Origin of the sequence: Nocardiopsis sp. CA-288880 (assembly GCF_050955985.1) — a bacterium.
GTDB classification, from domain to species: Bacteria; Actinomycetota; Actinomycetes; order Streptosporangiales; family Streptosporangiaceae; genus Nocardiopsis; species Nocardiopsis tropica.
Map to the genome: position 1 here is coordinate 3,380,748 of NZ_CP192105.1, position 21,194 is coordinate 3,401,941.

At 73.7% G+C, this 21,194-nt stretch carries 17 protein-coding genes; 8 read left to right on the plus strand and 9 right to left on the minus strand.

Annotation, left to right across the window (positions count from 1 at the left end; genetic code table 11):
• Positions 1-8 precede the first annotated feature (8 nt).
• The 5 genes from ACQPYD_RS14450 to ACQPYD_RS14470 all read left to right on the plus strand — a co-directional run bounded on the left by ACQPYD_RS14450 (position 9) and on the right by ACQPYD_RS14470 (position 6,276).
• The gene (locus ACQPYD_RS14450; RefSeq protein ID WP_433701500.1) at positions 9-2,357 is read left to right on the plus strand and encodes a phosphoketolase family protein; all 2,349 of its coding nucleotides are present in this window, start codon (positions 9-11) and stop codon (positions 2,355-2,357) included.
• Positions 2,357-3,436 (plus strand): acetate/propionate family kinase, encoded by a 1,080-nt coding sequence (locus ACQPYD_RS14455; RefSeq protein WP_433702050.1) that lies wholly within the window; start codon positions 2,357-2,359, stop codon positions 3,434-3,436. The genes ACQPYD_RS14450 and ACQPYD_RS14455 overlap by 1 nt, the downstream gene beginning before the upstream one ends.
• A 201-nt stretch (positions 3,437-3,637) precedes the next feature.
• Positions 3,638-4,627, plus strand: coding sequence for a tyrosine-type recombinase/integrase (locus ACQPYD_RS14460; protein ID WP_267949951.1), 990 nt, complete (start codon positions 3,638-3,640; stop codon positions 4,625-4,627).
• Between the two features lie 14 nt (positions 4,628-4,641).
• Positions 4,642-5,490, plus strand: a complete 849-nt coding sequence (locus ACQPYD_RS14465) for an exodeoxyribonuclease III (protein ID WP_433702051.1) — start codon at positions 4,642-4,644, stop codon at positions 5,488-5,490.
• 15 nt (positions 5,491-5,505) lie between these two features.
• Complete coding sequence (locus tag ACQPYD_RS14470) at positions 5,506-6,276, plus strand: alpha/beta fold hydrolase (RefSeq protein ID WP_433701501.1); 771 nt, start codon at positions 5,506-5,508, stop codon at positions 6,274-6,276.
• Positions 6,277-6,333: 57 nt separating this feature from the next.
• On the opposite strand, the gene ACQPYD_RS14475 is transcribed toward ACQPYD_RS14470, so the two are convergent.
• The 3 genes from ACQPYD_RS14475 to ACQPYD_RS14485 form a co-directional block, all read right to left on the minus strand.
• On the minus strand, positions 6,334-7,134 hold the full coding sequence (locus ACQPYD_RS14475) for a class I SAM-dependent methyltransferase (RefSeq protein ID WP_433701502.1): 801 nt from the start codon (positions 7,132-7,134) through the stop codon (positions 6,334-6,336).
• A gap of 107 nt (positions 7,135-7,241) precedes the next feature.
• A complete protein-coding gene (locus tag ACQPYD_RS14480; protein ID WP_433701503.1) occupies positions 7,242-7,898 on the minus strand; it encodes a response regulator in 657 nt (218 codons plus the stop codon).
• Complete coding sequence (locus ACQPYD_RS14485; RefSeq protein ID WP_433701504.1) at positions 7,895-9,175, minus strand: sensor histidine kinase; 1,281 nt, start codon at positions 9,173-9,175, stop codon at positions 7,895-7,897. Before ACQPYD_RS14485 ends, ACQPYD_RS14480 begins: the two co-directional genes overlap by 4 nt.
• 274 nt (positions 9,176-9,449) lie before the next feature.
• Here ACQPYD_RS14485 and ACQPYD_RS14490 point away from each other — a divergent pair, with 274 nt between their 5' ends.
• Positions 9,450-10,832, plus strand: coding sequence for an amino acid permease (locus ACQPYD_RS14490; protein WP_433702052.1), 1,383 nt, complete (start codon positions 9,450-9,452; stop codon positions 10,830-10,832).
• 310 nt (positions 10,833-11,142) lie between these two features.
• A complete protein-coding gene (locus ACQPYD_RS14495; protein WP_433701505.1) occupies positions 11,143-11,661 on the plus strand; it encodes a hypothetical protein in 519 nt (172 codons plus the stop codon).
• Positions 11,662-11,902: 241 nt separating this feature from the next.
• Here ACQPYD_RS14495 and ACQPYD_RS14500 read toward each other — a convergent pair whose 3' ends face one another.
• The 5 genes from ACQPYD_RS14500 to ACQPYD_RS14520 all read right to left on the minus strand — a co-directional run bounded on the left by ACQPYD_RS14500 (position 11,903) and on the right by ACQPYD_RS14520 (position 19,548).
• On the minus strand, positions 11,903-13,312 hold the full coding sequence (locus ACQPYD_RS14500; protein WP_433701506.1) for a hypothetical protein: 1,410 nt from the start codon (positions 13,310-13,312) through the stop codon (positions 11,903-11,905).
• 135 nt (positions 13,313-13,447) lie between these two features.
• On the minus strand, positions 13,448-14,683 hold the full coding sequence (locus ACQPYD_RS14505; RefSeq protein WP_433701507.1) for a site-specific integrase: 1,236 nt from the start codon (positions 14,681-14,683) through the stop codon (positions 13,448-13,450).
• A gap of 142 nt (positions 14,684-14,825) precedes the next feature.
• On the minus strand, positions 14,826-15,332 hold the full coding sequence (locus tag ACQPYD_RS14510) for a hypothetical protein (protein ID WP_433701508.1): 507 nt from the start codon (positions 15,330-15,332) through the stop codon (positions 14,826-14,828).
• 85 nt (positions 15,333-15,417) lie between these two features.
• Positions 15,418-15,741: a hypothetical protein gene (locus ACQPYD_RS14515; RefSeq protein ID WP_267949961.1), complete on the minus strand. Its 324-nt coding sequence runs from the start codon at positions 15,739-15,741 to the stop codon at positions 15,418-15,420.
• A gap of 204 nt (positions 15,742-15,945) precedes the next feature.
• Complete coding sequence (locus tag ACQPYD_RS14520) at positions 15,946-19,548, minus strand: TM0106 family RecB-like putative nuclease (protein ID WP_433701509.1); 3,603 nt, start codon at positions 19,546-19,548, stop codon at positions 15,946-15,948.
• Positions 19,549-19,837: 289 nt separating this feature from the next.
• Here ACQPYD_RS14520 and ACQPYD_RS14525 point away from each other — a divergent pair, with 289 nt between their 5' ends.
• The gene (locus ACQPYD_RS14525) at positions 19,838-20,221 is read left to right on the plus strand and encodes a hypothetical protein (protein WP_433701510.1); all 384 of its coding nucleotides are present in this window, start codon (positions 19,838-19,840) and stop codon (positions 20,219-20,221) included.
• 163 nt (positions 20,222-20,384) lie between these two features.
• Here the strand turns inward: ACQPYD_RS14525 and ACQPYD_RS14530 are convergent, their stop codons facing one another.
• Entirely contained in the window at positions 20,385-21,098 is a 714-nt protein-coding gene (locus tag ACQPYD_RS14530; RefSeq protein WP_433701511.1) for a septal ring lytic transglycosylase RlpA family protein, read from the minus strand.
• Positions 21,099-21,194 lie beyond the last annotated feature (96 nt).

Here is a 21,194-nt window from a genome sequence, read left to right on the forward strand (position 1 = left end):
CACACGGTATGGCCCTTGACCATGACGAGCTGCGGCGTGTGGACGCGTACTGGCGTGCGGCGAACTACCTGTCGGTGGGGCAGATCTACCTGCTGGACAACCCTCTGCTGCGGGAGGAGCTGCGGCCCGAGCACATCAAGCCGCGGCTGCTGGGGCACTGGGGCACCACCCCGGGGCTGAACTTCTGTTACGCGCACCTGAACCGGGTGATCAGGGAGCGCGACCTGGACATGGTCTACGTGATGGGTCCGGGGCACGGGGGGCCGGCGGCGGTGGCGAACGCGTGGTTGGAGGGCGGTTACACCGAGGTGTACCCGCACATCACGCGGGATGAGGAGGGGATGCGGCGGTTGTTCCGCCAGTTCTCGTTCCCGGGGGGTGTGCCCAGCCATGCGGCGCCGGAGACGCCGGGGTCGATCCATGAGGGCGGCGAGCTGGGGTATTCGCTGGTGCACGCGTTCGGTGCGGCCTTCGACAACCCGGATCTGGTGGTCTCGTGCGTGGTGGGCGACGGTGAGGCCGAGACGGGGCCGTTGGCGGGCAGCTGGCATTCCAACAAGTTCCTGGACCCGGTGCGGGACGGGGCGGTGCTGCCGATCCTGCACCTGAACGGGTACAAGATCGCGAATCCGACGGTGTTGGCGCGGATCCCGGAGGAGGAGCTCCTCAAGCAGTTGGAGGGGTTCGGGTACCGGCCGCTGGTGGTCTCCGGTGATGATCCGGTGTACATGCACGGCCGTATGGCGCAGGTGCTGGACGAGGCGTTGGCGGAGATCGCGCGGATCCAGCGGGTGGCGCGGTCCTCGGGTCTGGAGGGGCGTCCGGTGTGGCCGATGGTGGTGCTGCGTTCGCCCAAGGGGTGGACGGGGCCGCGGGAGGTCGACGGGGTGGCGGTGGAGGGGACGTGGCGCTCGCACCAGGTGCCGATGGGGCAGGTGCGTGCCAACGCCGAGCACCGGCGGATGCTGCAGGAGTGGATGCGCTCCTACCGGCCGGAGGAGTTGTTCGGGGAGTCGGGGGCCCCGGTGGCGGAGTTGCGGGAGTGGGCGCCGGCGGGGGCGCGGCGGATGAGTGCGAATCCGCATGCCAACGGGGGGTCGCTGTTGCGGGACCTGGTGGTGCCGGACTTTCGCGAGTACGGGGTGCGGGTGTCGGGGAACGGCAAGCAGAGCAGTGAGGCGACGCGGGTGCTGGGGCACTTCCTGCGTGATGTGCTGCGCCGCAACCCGGACTCGTTCCGGATCATGGGGCCGGACGAGACGGCGTCGAACCGGTTGGCGCCGGTGCTGGAGGCCTCGGACAAGGTGTGGCAGGCGCAGGTGCTGGCCTCGGACGAGCACCTGGGGCGGCACGGGCGTGTGATGGAGGTGCTCAGTGAGCACCTGTGCCAGGGGTGGTTGGAGGGGTACCTGCTGACGGGGCGGCACGGGTTGTTCAACTGCTACGAGGCGTTCGTGCACATCGTGGATGCGATGTTCAACCAGCATGCGAAGTGGTTGAAGGTGACGCGGGGGCTGCCGTGGCGGCGGCCGATCGCGTCGTTGAACTATCTGTTGACGTCGCATGTGTGGCGTCAGGACCACAACGGTTTCACGCACCAGGATCCGGGGTTCCTGGATGTGGTGCTGAACAAGCCGGCGGAGGTGGTGCGGGTGTATCTGCCGCCGGACGCGAACACGTTGTTGTCGGTGGCCGACCACTGCCTGCGTTCGCGGGACTACGTGAATGTGGTGGTGGCGGGCAAGCAGCCCGCCCTGGACTTCTTGTCGGTGGAGGAGGCGGTGGCGCACTGTACGCGCGGGATCGGGATCTGGGAGTGGGCGAGCACGGGCGCGGGTGAGGATCCGGACGTGGTGTTGGCGTGCGCGGGTGATGTGCCGACGCTGGAGACGCTGGCGGCGGCGGACCTGTTGCGGCAGCTGTTCCCGGAGTTGCGGGTGCGGGTGGTCAATGTGGTGGACCTGATGAGGTTGCAGCCGCCCAGCGGGCATCCGCACGGGTTGCCCGATGCGGAGTACGAGGCGCTGTTCCCGGTGGGCACGCCGGTGGTCTTCGCGTTCCACGGGTATCCGTGGCTGGTGCACCGGCTGGCGTACCGGCGTGCGGGGCACGGGGACCTGCATGTGCGCGGGTACAGGGAGGAGGGCACCACGACGACGCCGTTCGACATGGTGATGCTCAACGACCTGGACCGGTTCCACCTGGTGATGGATGTGATCGACCGGGTTCCGGGGTTGGGCGGGCGTGCGGCGGGGGTGCGTCAGCGGATGGTGGACGAGCGTCTGCGGCACCGGGCGTACACGCGGGAGTTCGGTGAGGATCCGGTGGAGGTGCGTGAGTGGGTGTGGCCGTACTGATGCGTGTTCTGGTGGTCAACGCGGGGTCCTCGAGTCTGAAGTTGAGTGTGGTGGGGCCGCGGGAGGAGGTGCTGGCGTCGGAGTCGGTGCCGGTGCGGCGCGGTGTGTGGGACCGGGGTGCGGTGCGGGCGGCGCTGGAGGGGTTTCCGGCGGTGGAGGCGGTGGGGCACCGGGTGGTGCACGGGGGGCGCGAGTTCGTGTCGCCGGTGCGGTTGGATGCGCGGGTGGTGGGGCGGTTGAGGGCGTTGGGGGATCTGGCGCCGTTGCACCAGCCCAAGTCGTTGGCGGGGATCGAGGCGGTCGGTGAAGTGCTGCCGGGGCTGCCGGCGGTGGCGTGTTTCGACACGGCCTTTCACGCGGGGATGCCGCGGGAGGCGTCGACGTATGCGGTGCCGGAGCGGTGGCGGCGTGAGTGGGGGGTGCGGCGTTTCGGGTTCCACGGGCTCTCGCACGCGTATGCGTGGCGTCGGGCGGTGGAGGTGTGCGGTGGTGTGCGGCGTGTGGTGACGGCGCATCTGGGGGCGGGGGCGTCGTTGGCGGCGGTGCTGGAGGGGCGTGGTGTGGACACGACGATGGGGTTCACGCCGTTGGAGGGGCTGGTGATGGCGACGCGGTCGGGGAGTGTGGATCCGGGGATGGTGTTGTGGCTGCACCAGCATGCGGGGTTGGCGGTGGAGGAGATCGCTCAGGCGTTGGAGCACGAGTCGGGGGTGCTGGCGTTGGCGGGGTCGGCGGACATGCGTGAGGTGTTGGGGCGCATGGACGCGGAGGCGGTGCTGGCGGCGGGGGTGTATGTGCACCGGTTGCGTGCGGGGGTGGCGGCGATGGCGGCGTCGTTGGGCGGGTTGGACGCGTTGGTGTTCACCGGTGGTGTGGGTGAGGGGTCGGCGCTGGTGCGGGCCCGTGTGGCGGAGGGGTTGGGGTTCTTGGGTGTGGAGGTGGATGCGGGGGCGAACGAGGGTGTGGGTGTGGAGGGTGAGGTGAGTGCTGCGGGGGCTGCGGTGCGGACGTTGGTGGTGCACGCGCGTGAGGACGTGGAGGTGGCGCGGGGGGTGCGGGAGGTGCTGGGCGGGGGGTGAGGCGGGTGCTGCGGGGGTGCGGGGTTCTTTCCGTGCCCCCGTGGTGTGTGTCGGGGGCGGGGCGGGGGGCGGGGTGGGCCGCTCCCCCGGCCGGGTGTGCCCCGCTCCCCCGCGGGGCGGGCGCCCGGAGGGTTGTGGAACGGGTGCGGACACCTGGGGTGCGGGGGTGGAAGTGCCCGCGGTATCGGGGATGCTGTGGGCATGGATGTTGAACAGGGGTCCGTGGTCGAGGCCGTGGAGCAGTACCTGGTGGCGCGGCGTGCGGCCAAGCCCTCCCCCCATACGGTGGCCGCCTACCGGCGCGACCTGCTGGGGGTGTTGGCGTGTGTGGGCCGGGTGCGGGGTGTGGATCCGGGTGCGGTGGTGTGGTCGGACCTGGATGCGACGGTGCTGCGGGGGGCGTTCGCGGAGTTCGCGGCCGAGCGTGCGGCCTCCAGTGTGCTGCGGGCGTGGTCGACGTGGAACGGGTTCTTCGCGTTCTGGGTGTCGGAGCGGGTGGTGGCGGGCAATCCGATGTCGGCGGTGCCGCGGCCGCGGGTGCGGCCCTCGGTGCCCAAGCCGCTGATGGGCGAGGACACCCCGGAGCGGTTGTTGGAGGCGTTGGCGCGGGGGGCGCGCAAGGCGCGGGATCCGTGGCCGGAGCGGGATCTGGCGGTGTTGGCGCTGGCGCTGCTGACGGGGATGCGTTCGGCGGAGATGCTGTCGTTGCGGGTGGAGTCGGTGGGGGGCCGGGCCGGGGAGCGGCGTATCCGGGTGGTGGGCAAGGGCGGTGGGGAGAGGTCGCTGCCCATCGAGGTGCCGTTGGAGGTGTTGTTGGAGGCCTACCTGGAGTCGCGGCGGGCGCGGTTCGGGGTGGTGCGGGGGTCGGATCCGCTGCTGGTGGACAACCGGGGCGAGGGGTTGCGCCGGGGTGGGCTGCAGTACCTGGTCAAGCAGTGCTACAGGCATGCGGGTGTGCACGACCGGGTGGCGCGGGGGACGCTGGTGCACGCGTTGCGGCACACGTTCGCGACGCGGTTGGCGGAGGACGGGGCGTCGGTCACCGAGATCATGCGTTTGCTGGGGCATGCGTCGTTGTCGTCGTCGCAGGCCTACATCCAGGTGACGGACCGTGCTCAGCGGGAGGCGGCGGGGGCCAACCGTACCTATGGGGTGTTGCGGCGGTTGGGGGGCGGTGAGGTGGTGGGGTGAGTGTGCGCGGGGAGATGCGGGGGCGCGGGGGTGGCTACTCTGTGGGCGTGAATCAGTCGACTTTCGTTGTGTCCACCGTGAACGTCAACGGCCTGCGGGCCGCCGCGAAGAAGGATCCGGGTTTCGTGTCCTGGTTGTCGGCCACCGAGGCCGATGTGGTGTGTGTGCAGGAGACGCGGGCCGAGGCCTCCCAGTTGCCGCAGGAGGTGGTGGCGCCGCAGGGGTGGCATGTGGTGTTGGTTCCCGCGCAGGCCAAGGGGCGGGCCGGTGTGGCGGTGTACTCGCGTGTGGAGCCCGATGCTGTGCGTGTGGGGTTCGGTGAGGCCGAGTTCGAGGGGTCGGGCCGGTATGTGGAGGTGGATCTGGGGGCGGTGACGGTGGCGAGCCTGTACCTGCCCTCGGGTGAGGTGGGTACCCCGCGCCAGGAGGAGAAGGAGCGTTTCATGGAGGCGTTCCTGCCGTATCTGGTGCGGCGGCGCAAGGAGGTGGAGGGGCAGGGGCGCGATCTGGTGGTGTGCGGTGACTGGAACATCGCGCACACCGAGGCGGATCTGAAGAACTGGCGGGGCAACAGGAAGAGTGCGGGGTTCCTGCCCCAGGAGCGGGAGTGGTTGGGGCGGGTCCTGGACGGGGCCGGTTATGTGGACGTGGTGCGGGCGCTGTACCCCGATCAGGAGGGGCCGTACTCGTGGTGGTCCTACCGGGGGCGGGCCTTCGACAACGACACAGGGTGGCGTATCGACTATCAGATGTGCACGCCGGGGTTGGCGGTGCGGGCGGAGTCGGCCCGGGTGGAGCGGGCGGCCGAGCACGGGGCCCGGTGGTCCGACCATGCGCCGGTGACGGTGCGGTACCGGGCGTAGGGAAGGGGACGGGTCATGGGTGTGCCGATCGTTCTGGTGCATGGTCTGCGGGTGTCGGGGAGTATGTGGCGTCCGCAGGTGGAGTTGTTGGAGGGGCAGGGGTGCACGGTGGTGGCCCCTGATCTTCCCGGGCACGGGTCGCGGCGGGGTGAGGAGTTCTCGCTGGGGCGTGCGGTGGACACGGTGCTGGAGGCGATCGACGGTGTGGGCGGTCGGGCTCTGCTGGTGGGGTTGAGTCTGGGCGGTTTCGTGTCGATCGCGGCTGCGGGTGCGGCGCCGGGTCGTGTGGCGGGGTTGGTGGCGGCGAGTTGTACGGCCAAGCCGGCGCAGTCGTTGGCGCAGGTGTACCGGATTCCGGCGGTGCTGATGGATCGGTTGCCGGACAAGGGGGCGACGCTCAATGAGCGGTTCCACCGGTTGACGTTGCGTGATGGTGCGGCGGAGGCGGTGTTGGACGGCGGTCTGGCGGTGGAGGCGGCCACGGCGGTGATCGACGCGGTCTCGGAGATGGATCCGTTGTCGGCGCTGGCCTCGTACCAGGGGCCGGTGTGGTTGATCAACGGTGCGCGGGACCATTTCCGGATCCATGAGAAGCAGTTCTTCGACGCGTGTGCGGACGGGCGGTTGGTGAATGTGCCGCGGGCGGGGCACATGGTGAGTCTGGACCAGCCGGTGAACTTCTCGCGGATCGTGGCCGATGCGGCGGATGTGGTGGCGGTGCGTGAGCGGGCTGTGGAGGGTGGTGGGGGTTCGCCGCGGGCGGTGGAGGCCGACGGGGCGGGGTGAGCGGGGGTGTGCGGGGGGTGGGCCGGTGGCCCGCCCCCCGTTTTTTCGTGTGCGGGGTCAGGGGCTGTCGGAGGGGTGGGGTTCGGTCTGTTCGTGGGGGGCGGGGCGCTGCTGGGGTGGGCGGTGGGGGTGGGGGTTGTGGCCGGGCAGGACGGGGAGGCGGAAGTAGATCATGGGGTTGTGGTGGCCGGTGCGGACGGGTTCGTCCAGGCCGAGTTCGCGTTTGAGGTCCTGGATGGCCTGGTGGGTGTGGGGTGCGCGGGCGCTGGAGGCGGTGAAGAAGGGGGTGGTGTTGGTGGCGAGCCATTTGAGGACGATGGCGCCTTCGGTGAAGGGCAGGGCGTGGCGTTGGTGGAAGACGTCGTGGATGCTGACGGGGATGTGGGCGGGCAGGGCGGGCAGGAGGTGGTGCAGGTACCAGCGGGCGAACCAGCCGTTGTGGGCGGCGTCGATGAACAGGTAGTCGGTGTCGGAGGGGATGTGGGCGATCTTGGCGCGTACGTCGCCCTTGGTGAAGGTCCACCGGTTCTGGGCCAGGTGTGGGGGGACGTGGCGGGGGGCGTGGTCGATGATGTCGAAGGAGTAGAGGTGGCCGGTGCCGTTGTCACGCAGGGCGGACAGGATCCAGGTGGTGGACCAGCCGTAGTAGGTGCCGATCTCGACGGTGTGGGCGGGGGTGTGCTCGCGCAGGAGCAGGTAGGTGATCTCTGCTTCGATGTCGTCGAGTTGGGGGGTCATGGGGGGGTCGGCGGCCTGGTGGTGGGCGCGCATCTGGTCGCGTACGCGGGCCAGGTCGTCGCGGTGGGTGCGGTACAGGCTGCTGATGTGGTTGATGTCGATCGCTGACGCGGTTGGCATGCTTCCCCCGTGTGGCTGTCGCGTCCAGAACCTTTTGATGACTGAACGTAGCAGTGTTATCACCCTGTGTTTGCGCAAGGGTGGGTGTGTCGTGGTGTCGGGCGGGGTCAGGGGCCGGTGTTGGGGCGGATGAGTCCGGCGTCGTAGGCGGCGATGACGGCTTGGGTGCGGTCGCGGGCGCCGAGTTTGGTGAGGGTGTTGGAGACGTGGGTCTTGACGGTCTGCACCCCCAGGAAGAGGCGGTCGGCGATCTCGGCGTTGGTCATGCCCTGGGCCATGAGGGTGAGGGTCTGGGATTCGCGTTCGGTGAGGGTGGCGACCGCGCGTGCGGCGGGGGTGGGGGCGGCGGGCCGGGTGGCGGCCAGGTGGCGCAGGGCGGTGGGGAAGAGCAGGGTCTGGCCGCGGTGGGCGATGCGCAGGGCGGCGAGGATGTCCTCGGGCGGGGTGCGTTTGAGGAGGAAGCCGACGGCTCCGGCGCGCAGGGCGTCCCAGACGTGGTCGTCGTTGTCGAAGGTGGTCAGGACGATGACGCGGGGCGGGTCGGTGAGGGTGGCGTGCAGGGTGCGGGTGGCCTGGATGCCGTCCAGGCGGGGCATGCGCACGTCCATCAGGACCAGGTCGGGGCGGGTGCGGCGCACGAGGTCGGGGACCTCGGAGCCGTCGGCGGCCTGGCCGGTGACCTCCATGTCGGGTTCGGCGTCGATGAGGGCGGCCAGGCCGGCGCGGATGAGTGCTTCGTCGTCGACCAGGTTGATGCCGATCACGGTTGTTCTTTCCATGCCAGGTGCAGGGTGAGCTGCCAGGTGCGGTCGTGGGGGCGGGCGGTGAGGGTGCCGCCGAGCAGGTGGGCGCGTTCGCGCATGCCGTTGATGCCGCGTCCGCCGCGGGGGCGGCGGGGTGTGCGGGCGGGGGGCAGGGGGTTGGTGACGGTGAGGGTGAGGGTGGTGGGTGTGGTCTGCAGGCGCAGGGTGAGGGGTTGGCCGGGGGCGTGGCGCAGGGCGTTGGTGAGGGCCTCCTGGCTGATGCGGTAGGTCTCGCGGGAGAGCAGGGCGGGGACGCGGGTGGGGTCGCCGCTGATGTGGCAGGTCAGGTCGGTGCCGGTGTGCTGGGTGGCGTGGGCCAGGTGGGGCAGGTGGGTCAGGTCGGGGGGTGTGGTGCGGGGGGCGGCGGTGTCCTCGCGCAGCAGGCCCAGGGCGTGGTCGAGGTCGGCGGTGGCGGTGCGGGCCTGGTCGGCGATGTGGGTGAGGGCCTGGCGGGCGAACTCGGGGTCGGTGTCGAGCAGGCGTGCGGCGGTGGCGGCCTGGAGGGTGACCACGGACAGGGCGTGGCCCAGGGAGTCGTGGAGTTCGCGGGCCAGGCGGTTGCGTTCGGCGAGGGTGTGGGCGTGGGCCTGGGCGGCGGCCAGGCGTTCGGCGGGTGAGGGGCCCAGCAGGCGGGGTGCGGCCAGGGTGAGCAGGTGGCCGGCCAGGGCGACGGTGTAGAGGAGGGCGGCGAGCAGGAGCAGGCCCAGGAGGGGGCCGGCCAGGAGTTGGGCGCGGGAGAGTTCTCCGCGGCCGGTGAAGGTCAGGGGGCCCTGGGCGGTGGTGTGGGGGCCGGGGGTCAGGGGGGCGGCGGCCAGGAGGGCGGCTTCGGTGAGGGCGGTCATGGTGAGCAGGCACACGGCCAGGCCCAGGACCATGTGCAGGCACAGGAAGGCGCTGGTGCGGGCGGTGCTGCGCCAGGTGGCGGCGGGTGCGGGCCGGTCGGTGAGGGGTCCGCGCAGCAGGGCGCGGGCCAGGTGGATCTGGGCGTTGCGCACGCCGGGGATGCGGGCGGTGGCGGCGACGGCGGTCAGGGCCAGGGCGGCGGTCAGGGCCCAGACGGCGGGGCCGGGGGACGCGCCGACGTCGACGGTGCGGCCGTTCTGGGTCAGGAGTGAGGCCAGGACGAGGGCGGCCATGGCGTAGGGGGTCAGGAGCGCGCCGCCGATGACGAGGTGGGCCCAGCGGCGGTAGGTGTGGGCGCTGGTGAGCGGGTGCAGGAGCGGGGTGAGGTGGCGCACGTGGGTGATCGTGGCACAGACCGGTGGTGGTGCGCCTCCCTCCGGGGGGTGAGGCGGGTGGGGGGTGCTCCCCCGGGCGTCGGGGGCGGGGGTGTGTCGCGCCGGCCACATTCGTGTGGTCATGGGCTGTTTATTGTGGGGTCGGTGCACGTGGGGGGCCGGTGCTGCTCCTAGTGTGGGGCTGGTGACGAGCAGTGTGACGCCGCCCGGTGGGGCGGCCAAGGAGACAGGCGACACGGGCGCCGGGCTGGCGCACTCGCTGAGGCGGCGCCACATGGCGCTGATCGCGATCGGCGGGTCGGTGGGCGCGGGGCTGTTCATCGGCTCCGGTGCGGTCATCCGGATGGCGGGGCCGGCGGCGGTGGTGTCCTACGTGCTGGCCGGCGCCCTGGTGTTCCTCACCTTGCGCGCCCTGGGCGAGATGGTGGTGGCGGTCCCCGCGGGGGGTTCGTTCTCCGACTACGCCCGGTTGGCGTTCGGGCCCTGGGCGGGGTTCACGATCGGCTGGGTGTACTGGTGGATGTACGCGGTGCTGGTGGCCGCGGAGTCGGTGGCCGGGGCGGCGATCCTGGGCCGGTGGGTGCCGGGGGTGCCCGGGTGGGCGCTGGCGCTGCTGGTGCTGTTGTCGATGACGGTCGCCAACCTGGTGTCGGTGCGTTTCTTCGCCGAGACCGAGTCGTTCTTCTCCCTGGTCAAGGTGGCCACGATCGTGGCGTTCCTGCTGATCGGCGGGTTGTGGGCGCTGGGGCTGTGGAGCGGCTCGGACGGGTCGGGGGTCTCCAACCTGTGGGAGCACGGCGGGTTCGCGCCCCAGGGGTGGGTGGCGGTGCTGGCGGCCACGGTCGTGGTGCTGTTCGCCTTCGGCGGGGTGGAGATCATCACCGTGGCGGCGGGCGAGAGCGCCGAGCCCGAGCGGGGCGTGGCCTCGGCGGTGACCAACGTGCTGTGGCGGATCGGGCTGTTCTACGTGGCCTCGATCGTGGTCGTGGTGATGGTGCTGCCGTGGAACACGGTCGACCCGTCCCTGAGCCCGTTCGTGGCGGTGATGGAGCACGTGGGGGTGCCGGGCGCGGCGCTGATCATGGAGGTGGTGGTCTTCGTGGCGGTGCTGAGCGTGCTGAACGCGGCGATGTACACCTCCTCGCGGATGCTGTTCACGCTCACGCGCCAGGGGGACGCCCCGCGGGTGCTGCGGGGGGTGAACCGCCGCGGTGTGCCGGTGCGGGCGATCCTGCTGGGCACGGTGGTGGGGTACGCGGCGGCGGTGGCCGACTACCTGTGGCCGGGCCGGGTGTTCCCGTTCCTGGTGGCCTCGATCGGCGCGATCCTGCTGATCCTGTTCCTGACGATCTGCGCCTCCCAGCTGGTGCTGGGTGCGCGGGTGCGCCGCCGTGAGCCCGAGCGCCTGTCGTTGCGGATGTGGGCGTTCCCGTATCTGACGTGGGTGGTGCTGGCGGGGCTGGTGACGATCTTCGTGGCGATGGTGGTGATCCCCGACCAGCGTCAGGCGCTGTGGGCGTCGGTGGGTTCGGTGGTGGTGGCGCTGGTGGCGTACGCGTTCCGGCGCCGGTGGGGGGCCAGGCCCTCGGACCGGGTGCTGGAGCTGCCGGGCCGGCCCGGGGCGGAGGGGCTCAGACGCGATCCCGCGGCCCCCTGAAAGGGGGGCGCGGGGCCGGTGGTGTCCGGCCCTGTGTGTGCTGTGGGGGCCGTCGTCCGGGTGCGGGCGGCGGCCTTCGCCGTCCGCGGGGCGCCGGGGTGTGCGGGGGCGGGTGGTGTGTGCGTGCCGCCGTCCCGCTCCTGTGTTCCTGCCGGTGCCCGTGGTCCACTTCGGAGGGCCCTGCGGCCCGGTGGGCGGGGTGGGGTCCCACGCGACCACCGGTGTCCGAGATGCGGTTATTTGTGCGATTTGGTGCTGAACTTGTTTTTTGTCGCTAGGGTGCTGCGCAACCCCTGAGAGGAGCACCCCCGTGCGACACTTCGTCGGCTTCCTGTCCGGTCTGATCCTGGGCCCCGTGCTGGTCCTGGTGTGCGGATGGGCCTTCGCCCACCTGCGCGGCCTGCACGCGGCCGGCCTGGGAGCCCTGCAGGGCTCCGGGCCGGTGGCGGTCGCGGGCCTGGTGGGCGTGGGCGTCCTGGTGGCGCTGGTCGCGGTCCCCCCGCGGCTGACGCCGATGCTGCCCTTCGGCGCGGCGCTGGTCCTGGGCGCCCTGACCGCCCTGTCCCTGGTGCGGATGCCCCTGCTGGAGCGGCTGCCCCAGGTCCCCGGCGCCGAGGGCGCCCTGGTCCTGCTCCCCCTGGGCGTGTTCGTCCCGCTCGTGCTCGTGCTGTTCGCCCCCCTGTTCGTGGGCGGGCGCTGGCGCCGCGAGCCCGAGGGCCCCAGTGAGGAGGAGGTGTACTTCGACGGGCTCTACGAGGAGGACGACGAGGACCGCGCCCCGCGTGCGGGCGCGCACTCGGCCCCCCACGCCCCCCGGCACCGCGCCTGAGCCCCCTTCCGGCCTGTACTGCCCGCGGCGCCCCCGCCCGCTCCTGCGGACGGGGGCGCCGCCGTGTCCGGGGGCCTCCGGACACGGCGGTCCGGCGGCGCGCTCCCCCGGCGGGCGCGGGGCCGCGCCCCTCCCCCTGGGGGGTGTGCGGTGCGCGGGGCCCGTCCGGCTCACCGCGCCGCGGAGCCGGGGCCCGGACGGTGCGGTCCCGGCCGTGGCGGGGGCGGTCCCCCGTGGCGCATCAGCGCCAGGTGGGTCCCCAGTTGGCGCTCTTGGACACCCCGGGCGGCAGGGGTGGCAGGATCCCGGTACCGGGGGTCCCGGGGCGCCGGCCGGCCCGGCCGGGGGGCTCGGGCGAGGGGGCGGCGGACGGTGCGGGCCCCACGGGGCGCGGCCCGGCCGGGGGCCGGGGGTCCGGCGCCGGCGGGGGCGGCACGGGGAAGGGCTCGGTCCACGGCTCGGCCAGGGGTGCGGCGGGGGGCGGGGCCGGTGCGGGCGCCTCCTCGGCCAGGAAGCCGCGCACGCGCCCGGGCTCGGGTTCGTCCACGGCCAGGACGGGTTCGGGGATGGGGGTGTGATCGCCCTCGTCGTCGCTGGGGATGGCGGGTTCGGCCGGGGCGACGCGCTTCCACCACAGGGCGGCCTCCTCCCGGGGCAGTTCGGACTCCACCTCCAGCCATCCGCGGACCTGGGGGTGGCGCCGTCCGGCGTTCCAGGAGCGGGGGTAGGGCTGTTCGTCCAGGACCAGGACGGGTTCGCCGTCGACGGTGGGGATCTCGGCGGGCACGCCCTCGTTCCAGACCCAGGTGCCGTCGTGGGCGACCAGGTTCCACCAGCCGCGCACGGTCTGGGCGGCGGGGTCGGGGTCGCTGTCGCGGAAGGCGGCGACCCAGCGCGGGTCGGGCGGGTCCCCGGCCAGCCCCTGGCCGCGGGGGCCGACGAGGGCGTCGGCGAGCAGGGTGTGGAGCTGGAAGTTGTCGCCGATGCCGTCGAAGAGGACGCGGAAGGCGCGCTGGGAGTGGCGGTCCATGACCAGGGCGCTGGTGGCCTCGGACATGCGCAGCAGGGCGCGGACCTCGTCGAACTCGTCGAGCAGGTCGCTGAGCTGGTTGGCGATGGCCATGAGTTCGGCGTGCAGGGAGGGTGTGCGGCGTACCAGGGCGCGCACGGAGGCCTCGCCGAGCATGGTGCGGGCGGCCAGGCCGTGGCGGCGGATGGTCCACCAGCACATGGTGGCGTTGGGGGCGTCGGTGCCGAGTTCGGCGGCCACGCGGGCCTCGGCGTCGGCGGTCACCGAGTCCGGGTCGGGGGGCGGGCCGCCGCCGGTGCGCTCCCAGGCGCGGACGAAGACGATGGCGCCCTTGCCCATGGTGCGCAGGCGGTGCAGGACCTCGGGGGCGGTGGGGCCGGGGTCGGTGCCCATCTCGACGAGGGCTCCGGCGACCACCGACAGGTCGGCGATGATGCCGGGGGCGGCGTGGTCCCCGGAGAGCAGGGGGGCCAGGGCCTCCAGGGCGAGTTCGCGCTCGGAGGCGGGGATGCGGGAGGCGAGTACGTAGACCGTGTGCACCGCCGGGGGGAAGTGGCGGGGGTCCGTGGCGACTGAGGCGTCGATCAGCTGCTGGAACGCCCTGCGAAACTCGTCGACCATGGGTCCGTCCCCTTTCTTACGCAACCAACCTAATGTCTCATCAGGGAAGGATCGCACTTTAACGGGTGATTTCATGTGCTGCTGGTGGGTTTGTTGACGTTTTGAGACGCCAGGGGCGTAAGGGCCCCGGGGGGCTCACAGCCCCAGTCGTGTGACCGCGTTGTCCTCCAGCGGGTTGGCGGTGCGGATGTAGTCGTGCACGGTGCGCGGGTTGGTCCACCGGCCCTGGCGCATGATCTCGCGGTCGGTGGCCCCGCCCAGGGCCGCCTGGGTGGCGAACCCCGCCCGCAGGGAGTGGCCCCCGAAGTCGTCGGGGTCCAGGCCGGCCCGCTCGGCGTAGCGTTTGACCAGCTCGTTCACCGCCCTCCCCGACATCGCCCGCTCCCCCACCCGGCCGTGTCGGGTGACCGTGGGCAGCAGCGGGCGCTCGGAGCCGTCGGCCAGGTCGGTGCCCCGCCAGCCCTGGCACCGGTGCGCCGGCGAGGCCGTGGCCGCCGTCCCCTCCACCAGGGCCCGCACCGCCTGCGGCCCGCCGTCGCGGCGCGCCTCCAGCACCTGGGACCAGTCGGCCAGCGCGCACACCGGGCAGGTGTGGCGGTGGCGGCCCCGGGGCAGCGCCACGACCTGGCCGTGGCGCCCCTCCTGGTCGGTCTTGGTCGAGCCCAGCCGCACCACCAGGGCAGGGGTGCCGGTGGAGGCGTCGGTGCGCACCGCCACGTCGTCGAAGGTGAGCGCGGCCAGCTCGGCGCGGCGCAGCGCACCGGCGAACCCGGTCAGCAGCAGCACCGTGTCCCTGCGGCGGCAGACCCCGCCGGGGAAGCCGTCGGCGGGGCGCACCGCGAGCAGGGACTCCAGCGTGGAGAGCACCACCGGGTCCTTGCGGCGCGGCCGGCTCCTGCGGGTGCGGCGGATGCCGCGCAGCGTCATCCGGACCACCTCGGCGCGGGTGGGCGTCTCCAGGCCGTGGGCGCCGTGGACGGCGGCGATGGCCGCGGAGCGCCGTTCGATGCTGGAGGGGGCCAGCGCCCACCCGGCGCCGTCGCCGGTGCGGGCCTGGGCGCAGGCGGCCAGGTAGACGGCCACGTCGACCGGGTCGGCCGGGAGCGACTGGCGGTGCTCGGCCAGGCACCAGGCGGTGAAGGAGGTCCAGTCGGCGCGGTAGGCGCGCAGGGTGTTGGGCGACTGGGCGCTGGCCAGGTACCGGCCCAGGGCGCGGGCCTGTTCGTCGTCGAAGCGCTCGCGGACCCGGGCCAGGGCGCGGGTGTCCACCAGGACGCTGTGGGTGACGCGCTCCAGGCGGGCGCGCACGGTCGCGGGCAGGGCGGCCTCGTCGGCCGGTTCGGGGTCCTGGGAGGGGGTGGGTGTGTTCACGGTTATCCATGATGGCCCAGGCGCGGGTGCGGGCGGCACCGCGACGCACGGGGGCGTGCGGGGGTGGTGGCTGGTGTGCCGGGTGTCCTCAGCGCCGCCGGTCCGGTCCCGCGCGCGGGGGCGGTGGGGCGGGGGCCACGGCTCAGCCGCCGAAGTGGGCGCGCAGGGCGTCCCACAGCTCGGCGGGCGGCATGACCCACAGCAGGGGCGCGGCGGACAGGACCAGGGCGGCCGTGAACCCGATCGCGGCGATCCTGCGGCGCAGCACCAGGGCGGTGACGGCGCCGCCCAGGGGGACGCCCAGGGCCAGGACCAGGACCCACACCAGGGCGTTGCCGACCGCGTCCATCGCCTCCTGCGGCGCCGGGGCGGTGGGGTCGGCCGCGGCCACGGCGGCGTCCTGCAGGTCCATGGCCGTGAACAGCAGGTTGGCCAGGGCCAGGAAGGAGCCCAGGGCCCACAGCAGGGTCAGCACCACCCACAGCAGGGTGATCCTGCGGTCGGGCGGGTCGGCCACGACCACCGGGGTGCGGCTGATCCTGCCCTCGCCGCGCGCCGGGGGCGCGTCGGCCTCCTGGGCGCGGGGGGCGGTGGCGGACACGGGTGCGGTGGGCCGGTCCTTGCGGCGTTTGCGTTTCTTGGGTGACACGCGCCTGTCCTTGGTGGGGTGGGTTCGCTGGTCGCCGCACCCGGCCCGGGGTCCTCGCGGGCGGGCGCGGCCGGGAAGGCGGAGCCTACCCGCCCAGGGGGGTCAGGTGGATGGCCGACACGAACACCACGGGCCAGGCGAGCAGTGCCAGCGCCCACAGGGCGGCTCTGCGGTCCCCGGCGACGGTGGCCACGGCGGCGGCCAGCAGGGGGATGCCGACGGCGGCGCCGAAGGCGAGGGTGAACCACTCGGCCGCCGAGCCGGCGTGGGAGTGGGCGTCGACGCCCATCAGGTAGCCCACGGGCCCCAACACCAGGGCGAACAGGGCGAGGACGGCGACGACGACGCGGATGCCGGTGGGGTGGCTGGTGTTGCGGCCACCGCCGGGGGCGGAGGGACGGTCAGACACGGGGGCCGTGGTGCCTTTCGAGAACGGGGCGGCGGGCCAGGGCGTCGACGGACGGGGGCATGCCCGGGCCCGGGGGCGCGGGGTGGGTGGGTCCGTCGGGGACGGCCCGCATCCGCCCGGGCGCGGGCGAGCGCGCCGGGTCGAGTGCGGTGCTGTGTAAAACGTACTCCACCTGGGGGGCGTCCGAAACCCGAGGGCGGGCCCTCAGGGCGCGGGAGGCCAGGGGCGGGCGCCCCCGACCAGGCCGGTGAAGGAGGCCAGCAGCCGGAGTTCGTCGATGCTGCGCGGGGCCGTGGTGAGCAGGTCGGGCGAGTGGACCACGGCGGCCAGGAGCTGGGCGCGCGAGAGGGCGACGTTGAGGCGGTTGCGGTCCAGGACGAACGCGGTGCCGCGGCTGGCCTCGGCGGCGTTGGAGGTGGTCATCGAGCAGATGACGGCGGCCGCCTCCTGTCCCTGGAAGCGGTCGACGGTGCCCACCCGCACCCCCTCCAGGGCGGGGTCGGTGCGGGCCGCGGCGGCCAGGGCGCGGCGCAGGGCGCGCACCTGGAGGTTGTAGGGGGCCACCACCAGGATGTCCTCGCCGGTCAGGGGGCGCGGCTCCAGGCCGGGGCCGGGGGTGAGCTTGTCCTGGACCAGGCGGGTGGCGATCGCGACGACGGCCTCGACCTCCTCGGGGCTGTGGGTGGTGCGGCCGTGGTGGGTGACGGGCAGGGTGTACACGCCGGGGTCGAGGGCGGACAGGGCGCGCTCGGCGGTGGAGGGGTGGGCGTGCAGGCGGCCCTGGTAGGACAGGGCCGAGACGGTCGCGCACACGTCGGGGTGCATGCGGCGGGTCTGGTCCAGGAAGTACCCGCGGGCGGGGTCGATGATCTGGCGTCCGGCCATGAGGTGCTGCAGGGCGGAGGCGTCGGCGCCCTCGCCGTGGGTGCCCTGGACGACCTGGGGCAGCTGCTGGGGGTCGCCGAGCAGGACGAGGTTGTGGGCGGCGGCGGAGACCGCGAGGGTGTCGGCCAGGGCGAACTGGCCGGCCTCGTCGATGATGAGCACGTCCAGGGGGTCGGCGATCATCGCGGCGTTGGACAGGGCCCAGGCGGTGCCGCCGATCAGGACGGGCTGGTTGTCGGCGGTGCGCTTGGCGCGCCAGCCCATCAGCGCCTGGGGGCTGGTGGGCTGGTCCCAGGGGAGGTCGGGGTCGACGGCGTCCTTGCCGCGGCCCTTGGCGCGTTTGGCGGCGGCCAGGGTCACCCCGGCCTGTTCGGCGGCGCGCAGGGCGGCGCCCATGACGTTCTCCACGGCCTTGTGGCTGGTGGAGCACACGCCCACGTTGCGGCCCTGGCGGGCCAGGTGGGTGATGAGCTGGGCGGCCAGGTAGGTCTTTCCGGCGCCGGGCGGGCCCTGCACGGCCAGGTAGGAGCCGTCCAGGCGGTCCACGGCGGCGATGGTGGCGGCGATGAGGTCGCCGCCGTGCTCGTCCGGGGAGGGCAGGGGGCCGGGGGTGCGCAGGCGGGGCGGGAGGCGGCGCAGCACGTCCAGGCCGGGGTGGTGGGGCCACCGGGGCAGGGCGGCCACGGCGGTGCGGGCGACCGACTCCAGCGCCCCGTCCTTGGGCTGGGGGTTGACCGGTGAGCCGGGCAGGACCGCCACGGGCGCGCGGGAGCGGGTGTCGTCGGGGTCGCTGGTCTCGGTGACGGTGAGCGTGTCGGCGTCGGCGCGGGCGACGGTGGCCGGTGCGGCGGTGGCCGGCCTGCCCGGGGCGCCGGGGTAGAGCAGGTGGACGTCCTGGCCGGTGGTGAAGGGGTGGGGGTGGGCGGCGTCCAGGCGCATGGACAGCTCGCGGCGGGCCTTGCGCTGGCGGCCGGTGGGTTCGGCCCACTCCCCCGTGTGGACCTGCCAGGGCACGGCGCAGTCGGTGTCGGCCTCCAGGTCGGTCAGGGGGGCGCTGGTGCGGCGGTAGTGCTCGCGCCAGGGCGGGAGGTTCTCGCGCTGGTAGTAGCCGACCAGGGCGGCCAGGGAGGCGCGGGTGCGGTCCTCCTCGCCGCGTTCCTCGGCGGTGGCGGGCAGGTCCGCCAGGAGGGGTTCGGTCAGGGCGGCGTGGCGGGCGAGCTTCTCGGCGCGCTTGCGGGCGCGTTCGGCCTCCTCCTCGGTGAGTTCGAGCTGGACGGGGGGCCGGTCGGTGATGCCCTGGCGGACGCGGTGGTCCTCCAGCCAGTCGCGCAGGCGGGCGGTGGAGTGGCAGTCGTCGCGGTTGTAGGCGCCGATGTCGGCGAGCACCCGGGCGGCGCGGTCGTGGTCGCCGTGCTCGGCGGCGCGCAGGTAGGCGGCGTAGGCGTCGATGCTGGAGGTGGCGGTGGTGACGTCGCCGGAGCGGGCGGCGCCCAGGTAGAGGGGTTCGAGGTACTTGATGGAGTAGGAGCGCTGGGACACGCGCAGGCTCTTGCGGACCACCGTGTACAGGTCCACGAGCCGGTTCTCGCGCAGGAGCCGGTTGACCTCCTCCTCGCGGGTGGCGAACTCGGAGCTGAGGTGTTTGAGCCGGTCCACCTCGTAGGAGGCGTAGTGGTAGACGTGGGCGTTCTCGTCGGCGTCGATGCGGGCGCAGGCGAAGTCGACGAAGTCCTCCAGGGCCTTCTTCTCCTGGGCGCGGTCGTGGGCCCAGAAGGTGTGGAAGGTCTCGGCGCCGTGCTCGTCCTCGGTGGTGGCGCCGAACAGGTACTCCAGGCCGCGTCCGCCGTCGCGGGAGTGGTAGGGGTAGCCCTCCATGTCGAAGAACACGTCGCCGGGGCTGGGGGCGGGCAGGGCGGCCAGGCCGTCGGGTGAGAAGACCTCGGCGGTGACGGTGCCCTGGGGGTTGTGGGGGGTGCGCGTGGTGTCCTGGCGGACCTGGAGGGCGGCCTGGGCGCGCAGCTGGTCGAAGGAGCGGCGGGGCAGGGTGGCCGGGCGCTGGTCGTCGCCGGCGCCGGCCAGGGCGTCGATGGTGTCCAGGCCGGCGTCGGTGAGTTTGGCGGCCTGGTCGGTGCGCAGCCCGGCGACCAGGGACAGGTGGCGGGCGGCGGTGCGCCCGCCCGAGCACCAGGCGCCGTAGCCGCAGCCCTCGCAGCCGGGGCGGGGCTCGCCCCAGGTGGGGGCGGGCAGGGCGGGGGGCTGGGCGAGCCGGTCCAGCAGGCGGGTGGTGACGGTGGTGAGGATGGGGGCGAAGTCGGCGGTGTCCAGGGTGTGGGTGTGGCCGTCGCCGGTGAGCAGGTGCATGCGGTGGGGGGTCCGGCCGGTGGCCACGGCGACGGCGTGGGCGTAGGCGGCGAGCTGGACGACGGCGCCGGGGCCGGGGCGGCGGGCGAGCTTGGTGTCCCAGGGCTCGTAGGACCAGGGGTCGGGGGCGGGGTCGCGGCGCTCGCCGGTGGCGGGGTCCAGGTCGGAGCGGATGAGGAAGTCGGCGCGGCCGTGGAAGGCCACGGCCGGGGCGGTGGGGGTGGCCGCGGTCAGGGGGTGGTGGAAGCTGCCCTGGTAGATGACGGGCGCCCCGGCGGCCATGGCCCGGGCGGTGGCGGTGGCGGCGGCCGCGAGGGAGGCGTCGTCGGCGCGGGGCTCCTCGATGCGCACGACCTCGCCGAACAGGGCGGTGAGCCGGTCGAGTTCGGCCTGCTCGTGGACGTGGCCGTGGTGGGCGATGAGGGGATCGACCTTGTCGGGGGCGGGGGCGCCCTCCAGGCGTGCGGCCAGCGCGGTCTTGAGGGCGCTGCGGTGGTCGCACTCCAGGGTGTCGACGAGGTCGGTGGGCGAGACGACCCAGCCGGTGGTGGTGCGGAACAACGCCCCTGCTCCCTGTGTGTCGGTGGTGGGTGGGTGCTGGGGATTGTGCCACGTCGAGGTGACGTGTGGGGTCTCACACGCGCGTGCGACCCGCCGCGGGGTGTCGGGGCGCGTCCGCGCCCGGCCGGGGAGCGGCCCCTTCCGCGGCGGCCCCGCCGGGGCCGGTGACGCGAACGTGACACGGGCCGGGGGAACCGGAGGGGCGCGGGTGGCGTCCTCACCGGTGGTCGGCGCGGATCGGTCACCAGCAGCGGTGTCCGCACCGGCGGCCCGGAAGGAGTGGATCCCCATGGTGTTCCCGCGGAGTCTTGCGGTGATCGGCGCGAACGCGCTGCTGGTGCTGGCGTCCTCGGCCTCGTGCGAGGTGACGTCGGGCAGCGGGGCCAGGTCGGCCACCACCTCCTGCCAGAGCCGGGACTGCGAGGTCACCGTCAGCGGGTCCCAGGGCGCCGGCGACCTGTGGGAGCAGGGGAACACGACGATCGGGTACCGCATCCGCCTGGCCGACGACCAGGAGGCCGACGTGCGGGTGAGCGTGCAGGAGCGGGCGTACCGGGAGTCGGAGGAGGCCGTTCTCGTGCCCGGGGACTCCGCCGAGGTGGGCGGCTACACCGTCACCTACGTCGAGCACACCGGCGGCGCCGCCACGTTCGACTTCACCTGGCAGGACTGAGCCGGCGCCCTCCCGCCGCGGGCGGTGGCGGGGCCGCCCGGCTCGCGGGGGCCGGGCCGGGGCCTCGCGCCCGCTGCGGTGGCGGTCGGGCCGGGGCGGAGACGGGTGCGCCCCTCCCCGGGGTGTCGGGGCGGGGCGCACGGGGTCCGTGTGGAGGGGCCGGCTAGCCGACGACCTGCCACTCGACCTGGCCGACACCGGCCCCGGTGCCGATGATCTGGTCGAAGGCGGCCGTGGACAGGTCCAGGCAGCGGCCGTCGATGTAGGGGCCGCGGTCGTTGATGCGCACGGTCACCGACTTGCCGTTGCTGGGGTTGGTGACCTGGACCTGGGTGTTGAACGGCAGGGTCTTGTGCGCGGCCGTCATGGCGCTGGGGTCGAAGGTCTCGCCGTTGGCGGTGGAGTTGCCCGCAAGGTCGGCGCCGTAGAAGGAGGCCTGGCAGGTGCCGCCGTCGCCGGAGGCCTCGCCTCCCCCGCCGCCGGTGTCGGCCTCGGGCTCCTCGGCCTCCTCCTCTTCCTCGGGTTCCTCCAGGACGTCGGAGGCGTCGGTGCTGGTGCTCTGGGTGGCGGAGGTGACGGCCTCCTGGGCCCGCTGGAGGGCGTCCTCCCCCGCCTGGGGGGCGGCGTCCTCGGCGACCAGGGGGTCGGGGTCGGCCTCGGGGACCCCGGCGGCGTTGGCGGCCGTCTCGGGGTCGGCGCCGGAGGCGATGACGGCCGCGGTGGCGGTCCCTCCCACGAGCAGGGTCAGACCCGTGGCCGAGGCCAGGATCATGGTGCGCTTGCGTCGGCTGCGCTTGGCGGCGACGCGGGGGCCGACGGCGGGGGCGTCGGTGCGGTCGTCTTCGACCGGCGGGGTCTGGGGCTCGTGTTTGCCCACGGCGGAGTCCTTACGAACGGGAACAGGGCGTGGCGGCCCGCTCCTGGTGCGGGGTGTGTGCGACGCCCCGGACGGGTGCGGGAGGGCGTGGCACGG